This is a genomic window from Wolbachia endosymbiont (group A) of Alloplasta piceator (genome assembly GCF_964028505.1).
GTDB lineage: Bacteria > Pseudomonadota > Alphaproteobacteria > Rickettsiales > Anaplasmataceae > Wolbachia > Wolbachia pipientis.
Genome location: NZ_OZ034793.1, coordinates 1046235 through 1063350 on the forward strand (window position 1 = coordinate 1046235; position 17116 = coordinate 1063350).

Genomic DNA, 17116 nt, shown 5'->3' on the forward strand with positions numbered 1-17116 from the left:
ATCTATGGCAATAATTCTTTTAGACACAAAAACCATAAACCGTATAGCAGCGGGGGAGGTGATAGAAAGGCCAGCAAGTGTAGTAAAGGAATTAGTGGAAAATGCAATAGATGCTGGAAGTTTAGAAATAGAGATCAAAATAGAAAGTGGTGGGCGTAACCTTATTATTGTGACAGATGATGGTAACGGAGTAGAAAAAAACGATTTAGAACTTGCGTTTATGCGCCATGCTACTTCAAAATTGAGCGACAATGAGTTGATAGAAATCAAGCATCTTGGCTTTAGAGGAGAAGCTCTGCCTTCAATAGCAGCAGTAAGTAGGATAAAATTATCGTCTAAGGCAAGAGAAGCAAATGAAGCATGGTCTATAAGTTATGAGGGTGGAGAGAAAATAGGGGAGCTGATTCCTTACTCTTTATCACAAGGGACACATATTGAAGTACGAGATTTATTTTTTGCCACTCCAAATAGACTAAAATTTCTAAAAACCGAAAGAGCAGAAACTCAAAGCATTGTTGATATTGTAAATAACCTAGCAATGATTAACTATCATATAGGGTTTACTCTCACTTCAGGTAATAAAAAGCTCTTAAAATACGCTAAGCAGACTTCGTTATTTCATAGATTGTGTGAAGTAGAAGAAGAATTTCAGGGCAGTTCTCTGGAGATTAATGAAGAAGAAGACGGCATTAAACTTACGGGACACATCTGTAAACCGACCGTCAATCGTGGTAAGTCAACTCAGATCTATACGTTTGTTAATGGAAGGCCAATCAAAGATAATCTACTTATTGGCGCAGTTAGGTATGCATATCATGATTTTATTCCAAGCGATAGGTATCCTTTCGCAGCGTTACATTTAGAGATACCTTATGATCAAGTAGATGTAAATGTGCATCCAAATAAGTCAGAAGTAAGGTTTCAGAATAAGAAGCTCATATATGAGATAGTGACAAGAGGATTAATTAAAGCATTGTCAAGAAGGATAGGCACCTTTCTAGCGCATGACCAGAAAATGGATTCAACATTGCCAGATCCTTTTGATAAACCTAATGTTCAAAATGAAAGAAGGCCAAGTCCTTTTGAAAATCAACTAATAAAAGAATTTGCTTCTCCAAATGAAAGAGTAAAAAGCTTATCAGAACAGTCAAAATCGTTTGATTATACCGGCATACAGAAATTACCATCACAAGCGGAGACTATGGTTCTAGAAAAAAAGGTGTTAGAGCAAGTTGATTTGATAGAGAGCCACCCGCTCGGGTTTGCACGCTGTCAGGTCTATAATACTTACATTATTGCCGAGGTAAGAGACAAATTGATTATAGTCGACCAGCATGCAGCCCACGAAAGGCTAGTATATGAATGCTTAAAACAAAAATCAAGTGTAAAAAGACAAAAACTACTTCTTCCTGAAACGGTTGAAATCAAAAATCAAGCCGGAATGGAGATGATTGAAGTTTATAAAGATAAGTTATTTGAAATGGGTTTTGATATTGAGATCAAATCAGAAAATAAAGTGATAGTAAAAGAAATCCCTGCAATTTTGGGAGCAATAGATGTGAAAGAGATGCTAATTAATATAGTCGATAGATTAACGGAAATAGAAGATACATTGCCAGTAGAAGATAAAGTGAACAAAATATTGGCCACTATCGCTTGTCATGGATCAATTAGAGCGGGTAGAAAAATGAGGTTAGATGAAATGAATGAGCTGCTGAGACAAATGGAAAAAACCCCATATTCCGGGCAATGCAACCACGGAAGACCAACTTATATAGAAATGAAACTCAGTGATATTGAAAAACTTTTTGAGCGTAGGTAATGAGGTTGCCATAAATATGTAAGTGCTCCTTTCTCGTCATCCAAGTAGCTCATAGAAACGAAAAAACTTCCTTGACAAACTCCGTCAGCCCCCTTATCATGAAAGTGAAGCTATTTATTTATCTTCTCTGTACAGATTAAATGACAAAAAAACTCACGAATCTGGCGTCTCATGTTTAATTTTTTGCACTATGTGCACCTTATGTCTTTATAAAATTCTAGGTTTTTACCTAATATAAGCTAAAATGCGCTTATAAAGCATTTAAAACATAAAAAAACGCCAACTTAAAAAATGGATAGTGAATAATTAGCTACCCTAGGGTTTCTTTTGTCTTTTTTTCTGTTTAGTAAATTTCTTAAACATTTATGACTAAAGGTTAGTTGCATTAAAAAGCAGCTAAATCGCGGTTATTAAGCGTTTAGAATAAAAAAACGCCATACTTGAAAGTATAATGTAAGTAATTAGCCAACCACGGGGCTTCTTTTGCCTTTTTTTTCGCTTAGTAAATTTCTTAATGTTTATAGCTAAACGACAACCGTCATCCCGCTACGTGTTAGCGGGATCTCTTGTTAGCGCCGCGGCGGTATGACGTCTCGCTTGCAACCTATAGCTTTGTCATTCCAGTGCTCCTTTTTTTGTCATCCCAGTGCCTTGACTATTTGGATCCAGAAAACTTAGCTTCGAGTCAAGTAGGCTGCAAATAAAAACTGGATTCCAGCGTCACGCGCTGGAATGACACCCTGACAATCGTCATCCCGCTACGTGTTAGCGGGATCTATGTTAAGAGATACCGCGAATGAATCGCAGTATGACGTATAGAAACTAAAAAAGTTCTTTTTTAAAAAACTTAAGTTATACTTATAAGTATTTGATACTTTTTATAGTGATTATGTCGAGTTTAAGCTGCCTTTATGGTGATAATGCAGAATTTGTGGAAGAAATGTATAGCCGTTATTTGCAGGGTGATAAATCAATCGGGGAGGATTGGTATAGAATTTTTTCAAGCAATTTAGAAGTTAATAAAGCGGAGACCTGCGGTGCACAGCGTGCAACTAAGGTGGATGATTCAGTTTCTAGTTTAGCAAATTTTTTCAGATCTTACGGTCATTTTTTTGCGGATCTTAATCCGTTATCACCCAATGTGAATAAGGAAGTAGATTATCAGAAATATTCGAATCTCTCTCCTATGGGCGACACTAGAATCTATAGAGATATTTACTGCAAGAACATCGGTTTTGAATTTATGCATATTTCCTCTTATGAGGAGAGAGAGTGGCTGCAGGAAAAGATCGAAAATCAAACCTATACGCTGAGTTCACAAGATAAAAAGGAAATACTGAGGCACTTGATCGAATCTGAGATGTTCGAGCAATTTCTCCATATGAAATTTCCTGGATATAAACGTTTTTCTATCGAAGGTGGAGAATCAGCTATTGTTGCAATTGAAAAAATTATTAGTGATTCCGCTGGTTATGGTATTGAAGAAGTAGTTCTTGGTATGGCTCATCGCGGACGGCTCAATGTTCTAACCAAAGTTATGGGAAAAGAATATGCGGCAATGCTATCTGAATTTCAAGGCAATCTCGCACACCCAAGTGGTCTTGAGGTGTCCGGTGATGTTAAATATCACCTTGGTTATTCTTCTGATCGAGCACTTTCAGGTGGCAAAAAAATACATTTAAGTTTATGCCCTAATCCATCTCATCTTGAAGCGGTAAATCCGGTTTTGGCTGGAAGAATAAGAGCAAAACAGAATATAAGATCTGTGCTTGGCATATCAATTCATGGTGATGCGGCTTTCATCGGTCAAGGAGTGGTTGCTGAAACCTTGAGCCTAAGCAATATTGAAGGCTATAAGGTGGATGGCATTGTGCACGTTGTCATTAATAACCAAGTTGGTTTTACTGCTAATCCGTGTTGTGCGCGGTCCTCTTTTTATTGCACTGATGTAGCAAAATCAATAGAAGCTCCAGTGTTTCACGTTAATGGAGATAACCCTGAAGCTGTGAGTTTTGTTGCGAATTTGGCGATGGAATATAGGCAGAAATTTAAAAAGGACGTAGTGATTGACATAATATGTTACCGCAAATATGGCCATAATGAAGGTGATGAACCGAATTTCACTCAGCCACTCATGTATAAGGTGATATCAAAGCATAAAACTCCTGGAACATTGTATGAAGAAAAATTGACTGCAGAGAAAGTATTAAGTGGTGATGAAGTAAATAAATTACGCAGTGAATTCAGGGCAAAATTAGATAAAAGTCTTGCTGAATCAGTGACTTACACTCCAAAAAAAGCTGACTGGTTTTGTGGAGTATGGTCAAAATTAAGAAGGGCAAGGTTGAACGATTTGAGCGAATACTATACAGATTCTGGTGTTCCGCCAGATGAGTTGAAAAAATTAGGTGTGTATATAAATAGCAATATCCCAAGTAGCTTTAACATTAATAATAAGGTTAGAAAAATACTTGATGGCAGAATAGACAGTATAAATTCCGGCAGTAATATAGACTGGGCAACTGCCGAAAGTCTTGCATTTGCGTCACTGCTTACAGAAGGAATAGAAGTGCGTTTATCAGGCCAAGACTCTGGCCGTGGCACTTTTTCGCACCGTCATTCAAGGCTTGTTGATCAGGTAACAGAAGAAGCGTTTATTCCGCTAAACAATATAAATGAAAAGCAAGCTCACTTTGAGGTCATAGATAGCGCTTTATCAGAGTATGCTGTAATGGGCTTTGAATATGGCTATAGTCTTGATTCCCCGTATTCACTGGTGCTCTGGGAAGGACAATTTGGTGATTTTGCAAACGGTGCGCAAATTATGATCGACCAGTTTATCGCATCTGCAGAAACAAAGTGGTTGCGATCAAGCGGTCTAGTTTTATTGTTGCCCCACGGTTATGAAGGGCAAGGACCTGAACATAGTTCTGCTCGTATAGAGAGGTTTTTACAACTCTGTGCAGAAGATAATATGCAGATAGTTAATTGCTCCACTCCGGCAAATTACTTTCATGTTTTACGTCGGCAAATTCATCGAGACTTTCGTAAGCCTTTAGTAGTGTTTACACCTAAATCGCTATTGCGTCACAAAAGAGCAGTTTCTAACCTATCTGACTTTGAAGGAAAATTCCTCACGGTGATTCCAGAATATAGAACAGATTTAGTTTCGAATGATAAAACACGTAAAGTTGTAATATGCAGTGGTAAAGTTTATTACGACATATGTGAAGCACAAAAAATAAACGATATAGCAGTAATACGTTTGGAGCAATTCTATCCGTTTCCTGCCGATAAACTAAGTATTGAACTTGAAAAATACAAAAGCGCTGAAATTATATGGTGTCAAGAAGAACCAAAAAATATGGGAGGATGGTTTTTTGTCAACCCATTGATAGAAGAAGTGTTATCCAATCTCAATATTCAAGCAAAAAGACCTAAGTGCATTGCAAGACTTGCTGCTGCATCTCCTGCATGTGGTTATGCTAGTGTACATGCTCAGCAACAAGAGGAGATTTTAAGACAGATCGCTTAGTATTTACAGTTATTGAAGCAGAAGTGGTGCTATAAAAGTAGCTGACACTTGAATCCGGTTGCATCACGCGCTGCGGCCAGGCGCAATAGAAAACGCATTACACCAATAAAGCCCTTTTGGTACTCAAGCAAATATAAAAGATTTTTATTCTATTAAAAAAAATTTAATTTTTATTAAAATTTTCATTTATTTTTATTTAAAAAGTAAACATTATTAATATTTACTTTAACTAATATAGGATATATATGAATACAAAAATATTTGAGATGTTAATAAGGAGAACTGGTCTACGCAGAGATAGCAAAGCTGAGATCATACAGTTAAATAGAAATGAAAAAGCTTTCGTAGATGAGGATAAAGAATCTATCGAATTAGCTGAGGCCATTTTTGAAGAGAATAATATGTTTCATTTCCGCAAACCAGGTCCTGCTATGGATTACATTTTGCACAAATTAATAAATGATAGGAAGCTTTTCGAGGAAATGAAAGATAGAGGTACAAGTATAATACGTCTTTTTTCTTTGTTATCAATGTATCATGGTCGTCTCAATTGCTGTGTTATAAGAAAAGAAGGGTGTATTACTGAGTGTGGCATACTTGATTACGCTGGCACCTATCCAGAACTAGTGCCTTTAGAGGACTTTATACTTATTGAGCCTTCCTCGTACCTCGAGTATATTGTGTTTGACAATGAGAATATCAGAAATAGGTTAGCTGAAGACTTAACTGAAGATAAAACAAAATTAGATATCTTTTTGAATGGAATTTTAGCAACAAAGAATTCGGATTTAGTATTATCTTGTATTAACAAGATAGAGGTTCTTAATGAGGGAGATAGATATTTTGTTAATCTCTTACAGAAAAACGGCATGCTAGACTACATCTTAAACAAAGATGATACAACACTTGCAAAATCAACTCTAAAGGAGTTGTTGAAGCTTTCTATTTTGCAGGAAGAAAAAAGCACTGAGTTAGAATCTCCCCAAGCTTCAAGTGTAAATGTTAGCAAAGCTCAGCAACATTGTAGTATATAGCTGGTGATAAAGTTTAAAATAATTGCATATACTGAGGCTCATTTAGGTATAGAGCCTCAGTGGTGCTTAATTTTTCAATTTATGGTAGACTAGTAGCCCTACTATGATGTGGATCTATGCTCGCTTATAACTAAAATTTCACTTCCACCAAGGGGATATTATTCCAGCTATTGCTTCCATAGTCATCAATCGAAGCGTTTAAGTAATCTGTATCAAAGCATACGGGCACATCAAATTCGAAGCTCGCAGTGATTATCGCATCTTTTACTGGTGGCTTCATAAATGTTATTTCTCCCGTTGAATAATTTACTGAATATTCACTCTCTTCTTTACCATTTAAATAAATCTTTACTGTCCCATGTACTGGCTTTTTGATCATACGTATATGCTTATCTTCCCCACTTACATAAGTTTTGATTAGCTGAAAAGTCGTTTTTTTGTTATCTCCTATACCAATCTCTTGATTAATGGCTATAAAATCCGACCAATCCTTAAAACGAAACCCTATTGCTTTACCTTTTCGTGCATGAAAAAATGTTATTAGTTCTAGTAGCTGCTCGTTTGATCTGACCCCGTAAGCTATGTTGTATCTAGTGCGTGCATGAGACCAATTGATGTTGCGCTGTTCACAACCATTGTGAGTTGTTAGAGGTTGTCCGGAAACAAGTAAAAGGCTATAATATCTGAAATTTTAGTACGGGGTAAAGATGAGAAAAAAGTATCCAACAGATCTAAGCGAAAGGGAATGGGCAAGAATAGAAAAACACTTCAGAGTATCATACAAGAAAGGAGGAAGGCCGCCAAAGTATAGCAAAAGAGAAATATTAGAAGCAATTTTCTATGTATTGCGTACAGGGTGTCAATGGCGGTATTTACCAAATGATTTTCCGCTATGGAAGACTGTGTATGAGCAGTTCAGGCAATGGAAGAAGCAGGGAATTTTTGAGAAAATGAATTATGAAATTACAAAATATAGTAGAAGAAAAATAGGAAGGAATGAGCAGCCGAGTGCCTGTATAGTAGATAGTCAATCTGTAAAGACTACAGAAAAGGGGGGATCAAAGGCTATGATGGAAGTAAAAAAGTAAAGGGTAGAAAAAGGCATATAATTACAGACACTCAGGGTTTTATACTAGGTTGTTACGTAGGCGCTGCTAACGAAAATGATAGAGATGGTATTAAAATAGCATTAAACAATATGAGAACAAAATATACTAAAGTTAAAAAAATGTGGGCTGACATGGGATACCAAGGAAGAAATTCAAAGAATCACATAAAGGAAGAATATGACATAGATATTGAAATTGTTACAAGGCCTCCATGTAGATTTTGGGTGCACAAAGATACGCCACCTGAGCTACTACCAACAAGAGAACAAGGGTTTAAAGTACAGCCAAGAAGATGGGTTGTAGAAAGGACTTTTGCTTGGGTTAATAGGAATAGAAGGCTATCGAAGGAGTATGATTTACTCACAACATCCACTGAGAATTTCATATACCTAGCTATGAGTAGGGTTATGTTAAAGAGGGAATATGCTTGAATTTACTAGTTTCCGGACAACCTCTAACTAGCCAACCATCGGGCTTTTTTTGCCTTTTTTTTCGCTTGGTAAATTTTTTAATACTTAGATTAGTTGCAATTTAAGAGACCAGAAATGGTCAGTGCTTGGCACTGGAATAACGTCCTCCTTTGTTATCCCAGTGCCCAGACACTGGGATCCAGGAAACTTAATTGCAAGTAATGCATTAGATTTGGTGAGTATGGGTTTTATGTTATAGAATGAAACACTTTTGGTGAATTTGTAAAGAAAACTGGATCCCAGTGTTTGGGCACTGGGATGACACCATTCTTTTTCCTGGATTCCAGACTGGAATGACACCATTTGTTGTGTTTAACAAAGTTCGTACTTAGCTTCATATTAGCCGTAAATATTTAAGAAATTTACTAAACGAAAAAAAAGGCAAAAGAAGCCCTGGGGTTATTATCCGCTTTAAAATATTGGCGTTTTTTATGTTTTAAACGCTTGAAAAGCGAGATTCAGCCGCTTTTAATTGCAACTAACTTACGCTGCAAATGTTTAAGAAATTTACTAAGCAGAAAAAAAGACAAAGAATCCCCGAGTTAGCTAGTCTTTTACTATCTCTGTCGAGTATTGGCATTTTTTGATGTCTTGTAACGCTTTATAAGCGCGTTCAGCTTATTTAGATAAAAATCTAGATGTAGATGAAGTTTTGTAAAGACATACAGTATCTATATACTGCAAAAAATTGAACATAAGACGCCGATACATTAAGTAATCCTTACCTTTTAATCTGCAGATTGGCGAAAGCAAATACAATAGCTTCACTATCATGATAAGTGGGCTGGCGAAGTTTGTCAAGTAAGTTTTTTCGTTTCTATTTCCAATAAAAGTTCGTTATATGGTTATGCAAGAAGTCTAATGAATCGCGGCATGACGTCTTAGCTATAGATGCTGGTCTGTGTGATTTCAAGAGAAGCTTAGTAGATAAGTTGTGTTTTAAACCAGATTCGGTATTTTAAACTGAACATTTTCAATAATACCACCTGGCATAACTGAAATTTTTACACTCAGGTTTACTTTTAGGTAGTCCATTAATTCATCAACCAATATGTCAGGAGCGGAAGCACCTGCAGTGATTCCTATCTTTTCTACGCCCTGGAACCAGCTTTTATTTACACATCTGTAATTATCAATCAAGTAGGCTCTTTTTCCTCTAGCAGTGCACAGATCTAATAAGCGGTTTGAATTTGAGCTATTTTTACTTCCTACAACTAATACCATGTCTACAATTTCAGCTAGCTTTTTAACAGCATTTTGTCTGTTTTGCGTTGCATAGCATATGTCCTTTAAATCTGGACCTGTTATGCCTGGAAACCTTAATTTCAAGGCAGCAATAATGTCACGGGTATCGTCGATGCTTAACGTAGTTTGTGTAACATAAGACAAATTATCTGGATCTTTAACCTTTAAATCATATACATCCTGCAAAGTTTGCACTAAAGTGATAGGATTGTTTACTCTTCCCCTAATTCCCTTAACTTCTGGATGGTTTTCATGCCCAATGAGAATTAATTCTTTACCACTGTTTTCATACCTTTTTGCTTCTTTATGCACTTTGTTGACTAAAGGACATGTTGCATCAATCACTTGAATACCCTTTCTTTTTGCCTCATCTTCTATATTTTTTGATACTCCGTGCGCGCTGAAGATCAGTATTCCTTCATTATCTTCAATTTCCTCGATACTGCTTACAAAAACCACTCCTTGTTTCTTAAAGTCCTCTACTATATATTTATTGTGAACAATTTCGTGTAGCACATAAACTTGGCGCTCGTTTTTGTATTTTTCTAAAGTAATAGCTAATATGTCCACAGCTCTTTTTACCCCGGCACAAAAACCTCGTGGTTCAGCTAAGATGATTTCCATTTTTGTCAAATCAAGTAAATATGCAAGCATTACTTAAAAATAAGCTCCGCTCACTGTGTTTTATAGTACCATTATTTATATTTTATATAATAATTATTTTTCGCATATTCTCTTTAACATTTGATCAACTTACTACTTCAGAAAATTTTAGAAAAGATAATATAGTACATAAACAACCTGATATTTTAGATAGAAATGGAGTGGTAATAGCAACAAATGTGCCCACAACATCACTATATATAGATGCAACCAAAGTAAAGAATCCGGAAAGTATAGCAGCACAACTGTGTTCTACTTTGCATGACCTCGAATACAAGAACTTATATAGAGTACTTACTTCAGAAAAGAAATTTGCTTGGATAAAGCGTCACTTGACTCCAAAAGAATTACTAGCGATCAAAAACGCTGGTGTACCAGGAGTAAATTTTTATGACGACATAAAGCGTATATATCCTCACAGTAATTTATTTTCACACGTGCTTGGTTATACTGACATAGATGGCAACGGTATTGCAGGAGTTGAGGCATATATAAGTAAAAACAAACAACATTCTGTTATCCAAGTACCTGATATACAGTTGTATGAATGTTGCAACTTGAAAGCAATTCCTGCACAACAATTCCCCACACAACAGATGGTGTCATCCCAGTGCGTGACACTGGGATCCAGATATAAAAATACTGACAAATTACGTGATGAACAACGGATTCCAGAAACATATGTCAAAAACAATGTTTGTGATGAAATTGCGCATAAAACTGGATTCCAGTGTCAGTGCACTGGAATGACACCAGACCAAGCTTCTGCACAATCTTCTGTCATCCGACAGGGATGGTCACGCTCTGCTGATCAATATGTTCAACTATCCTTAGATACACGAGTGCAAAGCATAGTGCATGAAGAGCTAACTAAAGCTGTAAGCAGATATCAGGCACTTGGCGGAGTAGGAATTGTTTTAAATGTGAGAAATAGTGAAGTCATCTCGATGGTCAGCCTACCTGATTTTAATCCCAACTTACAGAATAAGGCAGAAGACGTACAAAAGTTTAATCGCGCCAGTCTTGGGGTATATGAGATGGGGTCGGTATTAAAATACTTTACAATAGCCGCAGCGCTTGATGCGAACGCTACAAAAACTAGCGATTTATATGACGTATCAACACCAATCACCATTGGAAAGTATAAAATTCAGGATTTTCATAAATCTAAAATTCCAAAAATTACTGTGCAAGATATATTTGTAAAATCATCCAACATTGGTGCAGCAAAAATTGCAGTCAAACTAGGTATTGAAAAACAGGTAGAATACTTTAAAGCTATGAAGCTATTTTCTCCTTTGAAAATAGAAATACCAGAAAAATCCACACCGATAATCCCGGATAAATGGAGTGAAAACACTTTAATAACAGCATCTTATGGTTATGGCATAGCTGTAACTCCTATACATCTTGCACAAACTGCAGCAGCATTAATCAACAATGGGATATTTCATAACGCAACCTTGATGTTGAATAAAAGAAGTATAGGAGAGCAAATTATCTCAAGAAGAACTTCCAGGGAAATGAGAAAATTATTACGTGCAGCAGTAACAGATGGCACTGGCAGAAAAGCAAAAATAAAGGCATATTCAATAGGAGGAAAAACTGGATCGGCGGAAAAAGTTGTAGATGGTAAATATAGCAAAGATGCAAACATAGCATCATTTATAGGAGTGCTAACTATGCTTGACCCAAGGTACATAGTGCTAATTGCTACTGATGAGCCTCAAGGGATGCACCATACCGGGGGAGTAATTGCTGCGCCTATAGTAAGAAACATTATAAATAGAGTAGCACCTATACTAAATGTTACACCTGAGATGTAAAATTATGATTGCTTTACTATAATTTCAAATTTATCATTACCAAAATCCTTATTAATATACCAAGAACCATCATCTTTAGTTACAAATTCAAGACCTTTAAGGTCTTTTTTTATTGTCTTTCCATTTTGACCATCAATAGCGATATTAATATCGAATGTAATAATGTCTAGATTTATCATAGCTTCTTTCCCGCTGCACGAATTTAGACTGAACTTGCCTAACATGACATCATTAAAACTCACTTCCCCTGTATAGACATCACACTGACCGTCCACACAACACGTAGTTTCAATATAGAAAAGATCTGACATACAAAATACCTTAAAAAAAAGAACTAAACATATATGGCCACTACACCACACCGCTAACAAGTAGTAAAGCGTCGATAAACCTAAGTTACTTTAGCTACGTAGCCATAATACAGCTAGAAATGTAAAATTCAACAGTTAATTGTGTGATTAATAGAGAAGTCTTATTTAGTACACCTTATAGGAATGGCTGTTTAGTTTTTTTGTTAATCTTTTTTACCATGCTGTCAATCATATGCTTTATCCCTTGATATACAGAGTATGTACTTTCGTCGCTACGCATATAAGCAGAACAGGAAAATACATTATGTTCTTCGTCTTCTATTGATAACTCTGTATCGCATTTTATGTGCTCGCCGCCAAGCCTTTCTATCAACTGTTCTCTGTCATCTCCTATAGTTACCTTAACCTTACTTTCTTCTTTACCTATCTTGCTACTTAAAATTGAAACAATGATGGCTGGAGATATGCATATCGCTCCTATTGGCTTTTTTGTAACAAAAAATTCTGAAACTAATCTTTCAAATTCAGGCATTACTGTCACCATGTCTTTACTTTCAGCTAAGTCAGATAAATTTTTCGCAACCCCGTATCCACCAGGTACAACTAGCATGTCAAAATTTTCAGCTTTGGCTTCTTTTAAGTCATATATTTCGCCTCTTGCGATTCTTGCTGCTTCCACAAGTACATTCCTTTTTTCTTTTGTTGCCTCTTTTGTTCTATGATTCATAACTTGTGTGATATTGATATCAGGTGCAAAGCATTTAACATCCACTTCCTGCTGATCAAGCACAAGCAAACTTAAAACCGCTTCTCTTACCTCTGCACCGTCAAGGTGACCACACCCTGATAAGACCACAGCAGCTTTTAATTTTTTTTCACCCATAAAGTACCTTGATTTCATATAATCTAGATATTTTAATACAAATTCTATATTTGGAAAGGGGTATGTTATATCAATTATAATATAATTAATGATTAGTATGTATAATTAGGCATATTTATAATCAACGAAGCTGAATATGGAATCTAGCAATAGTATGTTTTTTGACACTGACTATCCAGAACTAAGAAAAGCTATTTCAGATATAATAGAAAGTATTGCACAATCCTCACAAGAGGGGAAAAAAGAGTTATTTACAACCCTATCAGAACAAGTTAAAGGGATGAACCTCAAAGATTTAGGTTTAGCGATTAATGACCAAGGCTTGCAAAAGGAAGTAAATAAAGAATTATTTATAAAACTCATTGAAGAAGCACTTAAAGGGTTAACTTCTGAAAACGTTGACTCAAAAATAATAGAAGAGGCGTTAAAATCTGTTAATCAGCAAGCAATAAGTAATGTTATAAATAATAATAAAGGTCCGCTGGACAATCTAGTCAATTATTTTAAATCAGCATCTGCAAATGAAAAAATAGGAATAGCTTCTGCTGGAATGGTATTAGGAGCAGCATTTTCTCCGCTTATTGTGCTTGCTACATTAATAGCGCTTGTAGCTATTGGAGCACGTTATGTAGGAATAGGTATAGGAAAGGCAGGGGGAAAAATAAAAGAAGGTGCGATTGAAACAGGAAAAGCAGTAAAAAGTTCATATAAGGATTTAATAGATAAATTACCTACGATTCAAGACAGAGAGAATAACTTTAGTAGATTAAGAACAAACGTGCTTGAAACTATTGCAAACATTAGTCTTAAAGATAACGAAGGCGTTGACGCTAAAAAAGGTTTTGATGATGGGAAAAAAATATTAGAAATGCTTCAAAATGAAAGGCAGCGATCTGCTATACAAGAGTTAGTAAAGAATGGAACCATTCAAAATTTTTCAGAAGATGATATGAGCAGACTTCTGGAAAAGGGCCTCAGAGGTTGTCCGGAAACTAGTAAATTCAAGCATATTCCCTCTTTAACATAACCCTACTCATAGCTAGGTATATGAAATTCTCAGTGGATGTTGTGAGTAAATCATACTCCTTCGATAGCCTTCTATTCCTATTAACCCAAGCAAAAGTCCTTTCTACAACCCATCTTCTTGGCTGTACTTTAAACCCTTGTTCTCTTGTTGGTAGTAGCTCAGGTGGCGTATCTTTGTGCACCCAAAATCTACATGGAGGCCTTGTAACAATTTCAATATCTATGTCATATTCTTCCTTTATGTGATTCTTTGAATTTCTTCCTTGGTATCCCATGTCAGCCCACATTTTTTTAACTTTAGTATATTTTGTTCTCATATTGTTTAATGCTATTTTAATACCATCTCTATCATTTTCGTTAGCAGCGCCTACGTAACAACCTAGTATAAAACCCTGAGTGTCTGTAATTATATGCCTTTTTCTACCCTTTACTTTTTTACTTCCATCATAGCCTTTGATCCCCCCTTTTCTGTAGTCTTTACAGATTGACTATCTACTATACAGGCACTCGGCTGCTCATTCCTTCCTATTTTTCTTCTACTATATTTTGTAATTTCATAATTCATTTTCTCAAAAATTCCCTGCTTCTTCCATTGCCTGAACTGCTCATACACAGTCTTCCATAGCGGAAAATCATTTGGTAAATACCGCCATTGACACCCTGTACGCAATACATAGAAAATTGCTTCTAATATTTCTCTTTTGCTATACTTTGGCGGCCTTCCTCCTTTCTTGTATGATACTCTGAAGTGTTTTTCTATTCTTGCCCATTCCCTTTCGCTTAGATCTGTTGGATACTTTTTTCTCATCTTTACCCCGTACTAAAATTTCAGATATTATAGCCTTTTACTTGTTTCCGGACAACCTCTAAGTTAGCCTCTGAAACTAACTCTATAGTCACTTTTGGGGTTAAGCCTCATGAATTCAATTCTGAATACGGCTATATAAATGCAGTATATGATCAGAAAGAAAAATGTCATATAGTGAAAGATTTTACAGAAAAGCCCGAGCGTAAGTTAAGTAACGATCATTATTGGAACTCTGGAATATTTGTGTTTAAAGCAAAACGCTACATAGATGAGATTAAAAAATCTGCCCCGAATCTTTACAATTTATGTTTTAAATATTTCACACCGCAAGAGAGATTTCTGTATTTAAAACAACGAGATTTTGCAGGAATTGAAGGCATATCCATTGATTACTTGGTGATGGAGAAAGCAAAAAACGTTGCAATGATAGAAGCTAATTTCGATTGGTTGGATGTTGGAACTTGGAATTCAGTTTTAGAATTGAGTGAGAAGTTTAGTAAAGAACCGGCATCATTTCAGCATGTGATTAGAGAAAAAGAACCAGTTTCAACGACAGAAAGTAATAAAAATTTATTGAGTGGAGCTTGTAAGCAACCAAACAAAAGTCTAATTTCATTTATTCATAAAGTTAAGAAAGTAAAGGTGATAAGGAAAGAAGTTAAACCATGGGGATTTTGTAGTATAATTTTAATGAGCGAAAATTTTCTTATAAAATATCTTTTTATCAATCCATTAAGCTGCACTTCTAAGCAATTCCATCACTATAGAGATGAATACCATATAGTGCTATCAGGAGTTGGATATGTTAGTTTAGAAGACAAAGAATATGCTATAGCAAAGGACCATATGATAGAAATCCCAAGGGAAGTTTCCCATAGGATTGAAAATAGAAGCACAAGCTTTCCACTTGAAATAGTTGAATTTCAGATAGGAGAGCATTTATCTGATAATGATATAGTGAGATTGGATGATGTATATGGAAGAATATGGTAACGCCATAAATGCATTTGTTGGCAATTTATAATATGGGTATAGCTGCTTTATGTAAAAAATAATATTTACTAAATCTTAATATTTTAAACCTATACCCATATTTTAATAAATAATGAGTTGTAATTAATATGAAGGATCCATTTAAAAGTGACAATTATAGAGAAAATCTCGGTTTCCTTAAAGAAGCTATAAAAGCAAGAGATGAGTTAGTAACTATTAGACATTATAATAAAACGGTAAGGGATTTATCTCAGGCATTAAAGCGTTTTACAGATAAGGCAGAAGATGTAGCTAAGTTTGTTATACGTAGTGACTCAATTGATTATGTAAGATCGATGAATGGAAAGCCATCAGGTCTTAAGATATTAAAGGAAATATTGAATAGAATCTCGGGAAGAAATGTTCCAGTTAAGAATATAAGTAGTTTTATTGATAAATTACCTCCTCCTACTTCAATGACAATCTTTGAATATCTAGAGGCTTATCGTAAAATTTCAGGTTTGGAGCAAGTTGAAAGAGGAAATATTGCAATAGCTCCAGAAAAGCCAGAACGCAGTTTTCTAAAAGAAGATAGACAAGTAGAAGTTAATTATAATGATTCAGGCCATGGAAATTCATTAGATGAAAAGCCTGGATACAAAGAGATATCAAATTATCAAGAGAAGAAGAGTAAAATTTTAACAGAAAATTCACAAAGTTCAAAATCGCCTAGAGAAGAGCTAATTTATGTAACAGTTCCTAAAGAACATATGGAAGCAAAAAGAGAACTTAAACAAAAACAACAATCTAAACCTCCAATATTGCCAAAATCATCAATAGCACCCCCATTGCCAAAAAAAATGTTTACTGCTGGTCAAGAAGTTAGACAAAAACCAAAAGTAGTAGGAACTGTTCCTAAATCAACTAAAGATAAACCTGAATTACCACTAAAACTTAAAAAGTTAGGTCATACTGATCAAAAATCAAGCACAAAGCTAGAAATGGTAGTATCTTCTATGGAAAAAGAAATTAATTATAATATCGATATTAAAGTACAAGAGATAAGAAAAAAATTCAAACAAAATCAAGCAAAAGAAAGTCCTAATGCGCAAACTATTGAAAGCAGGACCCCTCCTGTTGCACAAGTGAATATAGATGTGGAGAAAAAAACTAGGCCATCACCAAAAGTTGCTTCCCAATCTCGCTTATTTCCAATGAGGGATGAAATATCTCAGATGAATCCCTTATCAGCAAAATCTGATCCGAGACCTCATGTTAGCAAAAATGCTCTTCTCACAGATGTAAATGTAAAGCAACTAGTTGTACAATTTGAAAATTATGGAAGGAAAGAATTATAACTTATTGAATAAACCCAATAATATTCTTGATTTTTTCTATGTTATAAAAGCACA

13 protein-coding genes are annotated in these 17116 nt (G+C 35.4%); 8 read left to right on the plus strand and 5 right to left on the minus strand.

Annotated features, from left to right (window positions below):
- The first annotated feature begins 4 nt into the window (after nucleotides 1-4).
- From mutL to ABWU31_RS05205, 3 genes are all read left to right on the plus strand, one after another.
- Entirely contained in the window at nucleotides 5-1822 is a 1818-nt protein-coding gene (gene mutL / locus ABWU31_RS05195) for a DNA mismatch repair endonuclease MutL (protein WP_265029890.1), read from the plus strand.
- Between the two features lie 889 nt (nucleotides 1823-2711).
- Complete coding sequence (locus ABWU31_RS05200) at nucleotides 2712-5357, plus strand: 2-oxoglutarate dehydrogenase E1 component (RefSeq protein WP_353271147.1); 2646 nt, start codon at nucleotides 2712-2714, stop codon at nucleotides 5355-5357.
- Nucleotides 5358-5602: 245 nt separating this feature from the next.
- A complete protein-coding gene (locus ABWU31_RS05205; protein WP_353271148.1) occupies nucleotides 5603-6391 on the plus strand; it encodes a hypothetical protein in 789 nt (262 codons plus the stop codon).
- 130 nt (nucleotides 6392-6521) lie between these two features.
- On the opposite strand, the gene ABWU31_RS05210 is transcribed toward ABWU31_RS05205, so the two are convergent.
- Entirely contained in the window at nucleotides 6522-7007 is a 486-nt protein-coding gene (locus tag ABWU31_RS05210; RefSeq protein ID WP_353271392.1) for a TIGR02217 family protein, read from the minus strand.
- Between the two features lie 91 nt (nucleotides 7008-7098).
- Between ABWU31_RS05210 and ABWU31_RS05215 the strand changes: the two genes are divergently transcribed.
- Nucleotides 7099-7931, plus strand: a protein-coding gene (locus ABWU31_RS05215; RefSeq protein WP_353271062.1) for an IS5-like element ISWpi1 family transposase whose coding sequence is annotated in 2 segments (ribosomal slippage) — nucleotides 7099-7468 and nucleotides 7468-7931 — 834 coding nt in all. Because the reading frame shifts where the segments join, the coding sequence is not laid out codon by codon here.
- A gap of 978 nt (nucleotides 7932-8909) precedes the next feature.
- On the opposite strand, the gene ispH is transcribed toward ABWU31_RS05215, so the two are convergent.
- Complete coding sequence (gene ispH, locus ABWU31_RS05225; protein ID WP_264329845.1) at nucleotides 8910-9839, minus strand: 4-hydroxy-3-methylbut-2-enyl diphosphate reductase; 930 nt, start codon at nucleotides 9837-9839, stop codon at nucleotides 8910-8912.
- 20 nt (nucleotides 9840-9859) lie between these two features.
- Between ispH and ABWU31_RS05230 the strand changes: the two genes are divergently transcribed.
- The gene (locus ABWU31_RS05230) at nucleotides 9860-11704 is read left to right on the plus strand and encodes a peptidoglycan D,D-transpeptidase FtsI family protein (RefSeq protein ID WP_353271149.1); all 1845 of its coding nucleotides are present in this window, start codon (nucleotides 9860-9862) and stop codon (nucleotides 11702-11704) included.
- 2 nt (nucleotides 11705-11706) lie between these two features.
- On the opposite strand, the gene ABWU31_RS05235 is transcribed toward ABWU31_RS05230, so the two are convergent.
- Together ABWU31_RS05235 and elbB are read right to left on the minus strand one after the other, a co-directional pair.
- Nucleotides 11707-12015, minus strand: a complete 309-nt coding sequence (locus ABWU31_RS05235) for a hypothetical protein (protein ID WP_039963709.1) — start codon at nucleotides 12013-12015, stop codon at nucleotides 11707-11709.
- A gap of 175 nt (nucleotides 12016-12190) precedes the next feature.
- Nucleotides 12191-12898, minus strand: coding sequence for an isoprenoid biosynthesis glyoxalase ElbB (gene elbB / locus ABWU31_RS05240; RefSeq protein ID WP_022626165.1), 708 nt, complete (start codon nucleotides 12896-12898; stop codon nucleotides 12191-12193).
- 136 nt (nucleotides 12899-13034) lie between these two features.
- On the opposite strand from elbB, the gene ABWU31_RS05245 reads away from it, so the two are divergent.
- A complete protein-coding gene (locus tag ABWU31_RS05245) occupies nucleotides 13035-13925 on the plus strand; it encodes a hypothetical protein (RefSeq protein ID WP_353271150.1) in 891 nt (296 codons plus the stop codon).
- Here ABWU31_RS05245 and ABWU31_RS05250 read toward each other — a convergent pair.
- Nucleotides 13900-14732 (minus strand): IS5-like element ISWpi1 family transposase gene (locus ABWU31_RS05250; protein ID WP_353271062.1). Its coding sequence is split into 2 segments (ribosomal slippage): nucleotides 13900-14363 and nucleotides 14363-14732, totalling 834 coding nucleotides; the frame shifts between segments, so codons are not numbered across the junction. The genes ABWU31_RS05245 and ABWU31_RS05250 overlap by 26 nt on opposite strands.
- An 84-nt stretch (nucleotides 14733-14816) precedes the next feature.
- Between ABWU31_RS05250 and ABWU31_RS05255 the strand changes: the two genes are divergently transcribed.
- Both ABWU31_RS05255 and ABWU31_RS05260 read left to right on the plus strand, forming a co-directional pair.
- Nucleotides 14817-15725: a sugar phosphate nucleotidyltransferase gene (locus tag ABWU31_RS05255; protein WP_353271393.1), complete on the plus strand. Its 909-nt coding sequence runs from the start codon at nucleotides 14817-14819 to the stop codon at nucleotides 15723-15725.
- A 128-nt stretch (nucleotides 15726-15853) separates the two neighbouring features.
- Nucleotides 15854-17062, plus strand: coding sequence for a hypothetical protein (locus tag ABWU31_RS05260; RefSeq protein WP_353271151.1), 1209 nt, complete (start codon nucleotides 15854-15856; stop codon nucleotides 17060-17062).
- Nucleotides 17063-17116: the final 54 nt, after the last annotated feature.

What these genes read in the sequence shown, in the direction of transcription:
- mutL (WP_265029890.1), top strand. Translation starts at nt 5, where the DNA reads ATGGCAATAATTCTTTTAGACACAAAAACCATAAACCGTATAGCAGCG.
- ABWU31_RS05200 (WP_353271147.1), top strand. Translation starts at nt 2,712, where the DNA reads ATGTCGAGTTTAAGCTGCCTTTATGGTGATAATGCAGAATTTGTGGAA.
- ABWU31_RS05205 (WP_353271148.1), top strand. Translation starts at nt 5,603, where the DNA reads ATGAATACAAAAATATTTGAGATGTTAATAAGGAGAACTGGTCTACGC.
- ispH (WP_264329845.1), bottom strand. Translation starts at nt 9,839, where the DNA reads ATGGAAATCATCTTAGCTGAACCACGAGGTTTTTGTGCCGGGGTAAAA.
- ABWU31_RS05230 (WP_353271149.1), top strand. Translation starts at nt 9,860, where the DNA reads ATGCAAGCATTACTTAAAAATAAGCTCCGCTCACTGTGTTTTATAGTA.
- ABWU31_RS05235 (WP_039963709.1), bottom strand. Translation starts at nt 12,015, where the DNA reads ATGTCAGATCTTTTCTATATTGAAACTACGTGTTGTGTGGACGGTCAG.
- elbB (WP_022626165.1), bottom strand. Translation starts at nt 12,898, where the DNA reads ATGGGTGAAAAAAAATTAAAAGCTGCTGTGGTCTTATCAGGGTGTGGT.
- ABWU31_RS05245 (WP_353271150.1), top strand. Translation starts at nt 13,035, where the DNA reads ATGGAATCTAGCAATAGTATGTTTTTTGACACTGACTATCCAGAACTA.
- ABWU31_RS05260 (WP_353271151.1), top strand. Translation starts at nt 15,854, where the DNA reads ATGAAGGATCCATTTAAAAGTGACAATTATAGAGAAAATCTCGGTTTC.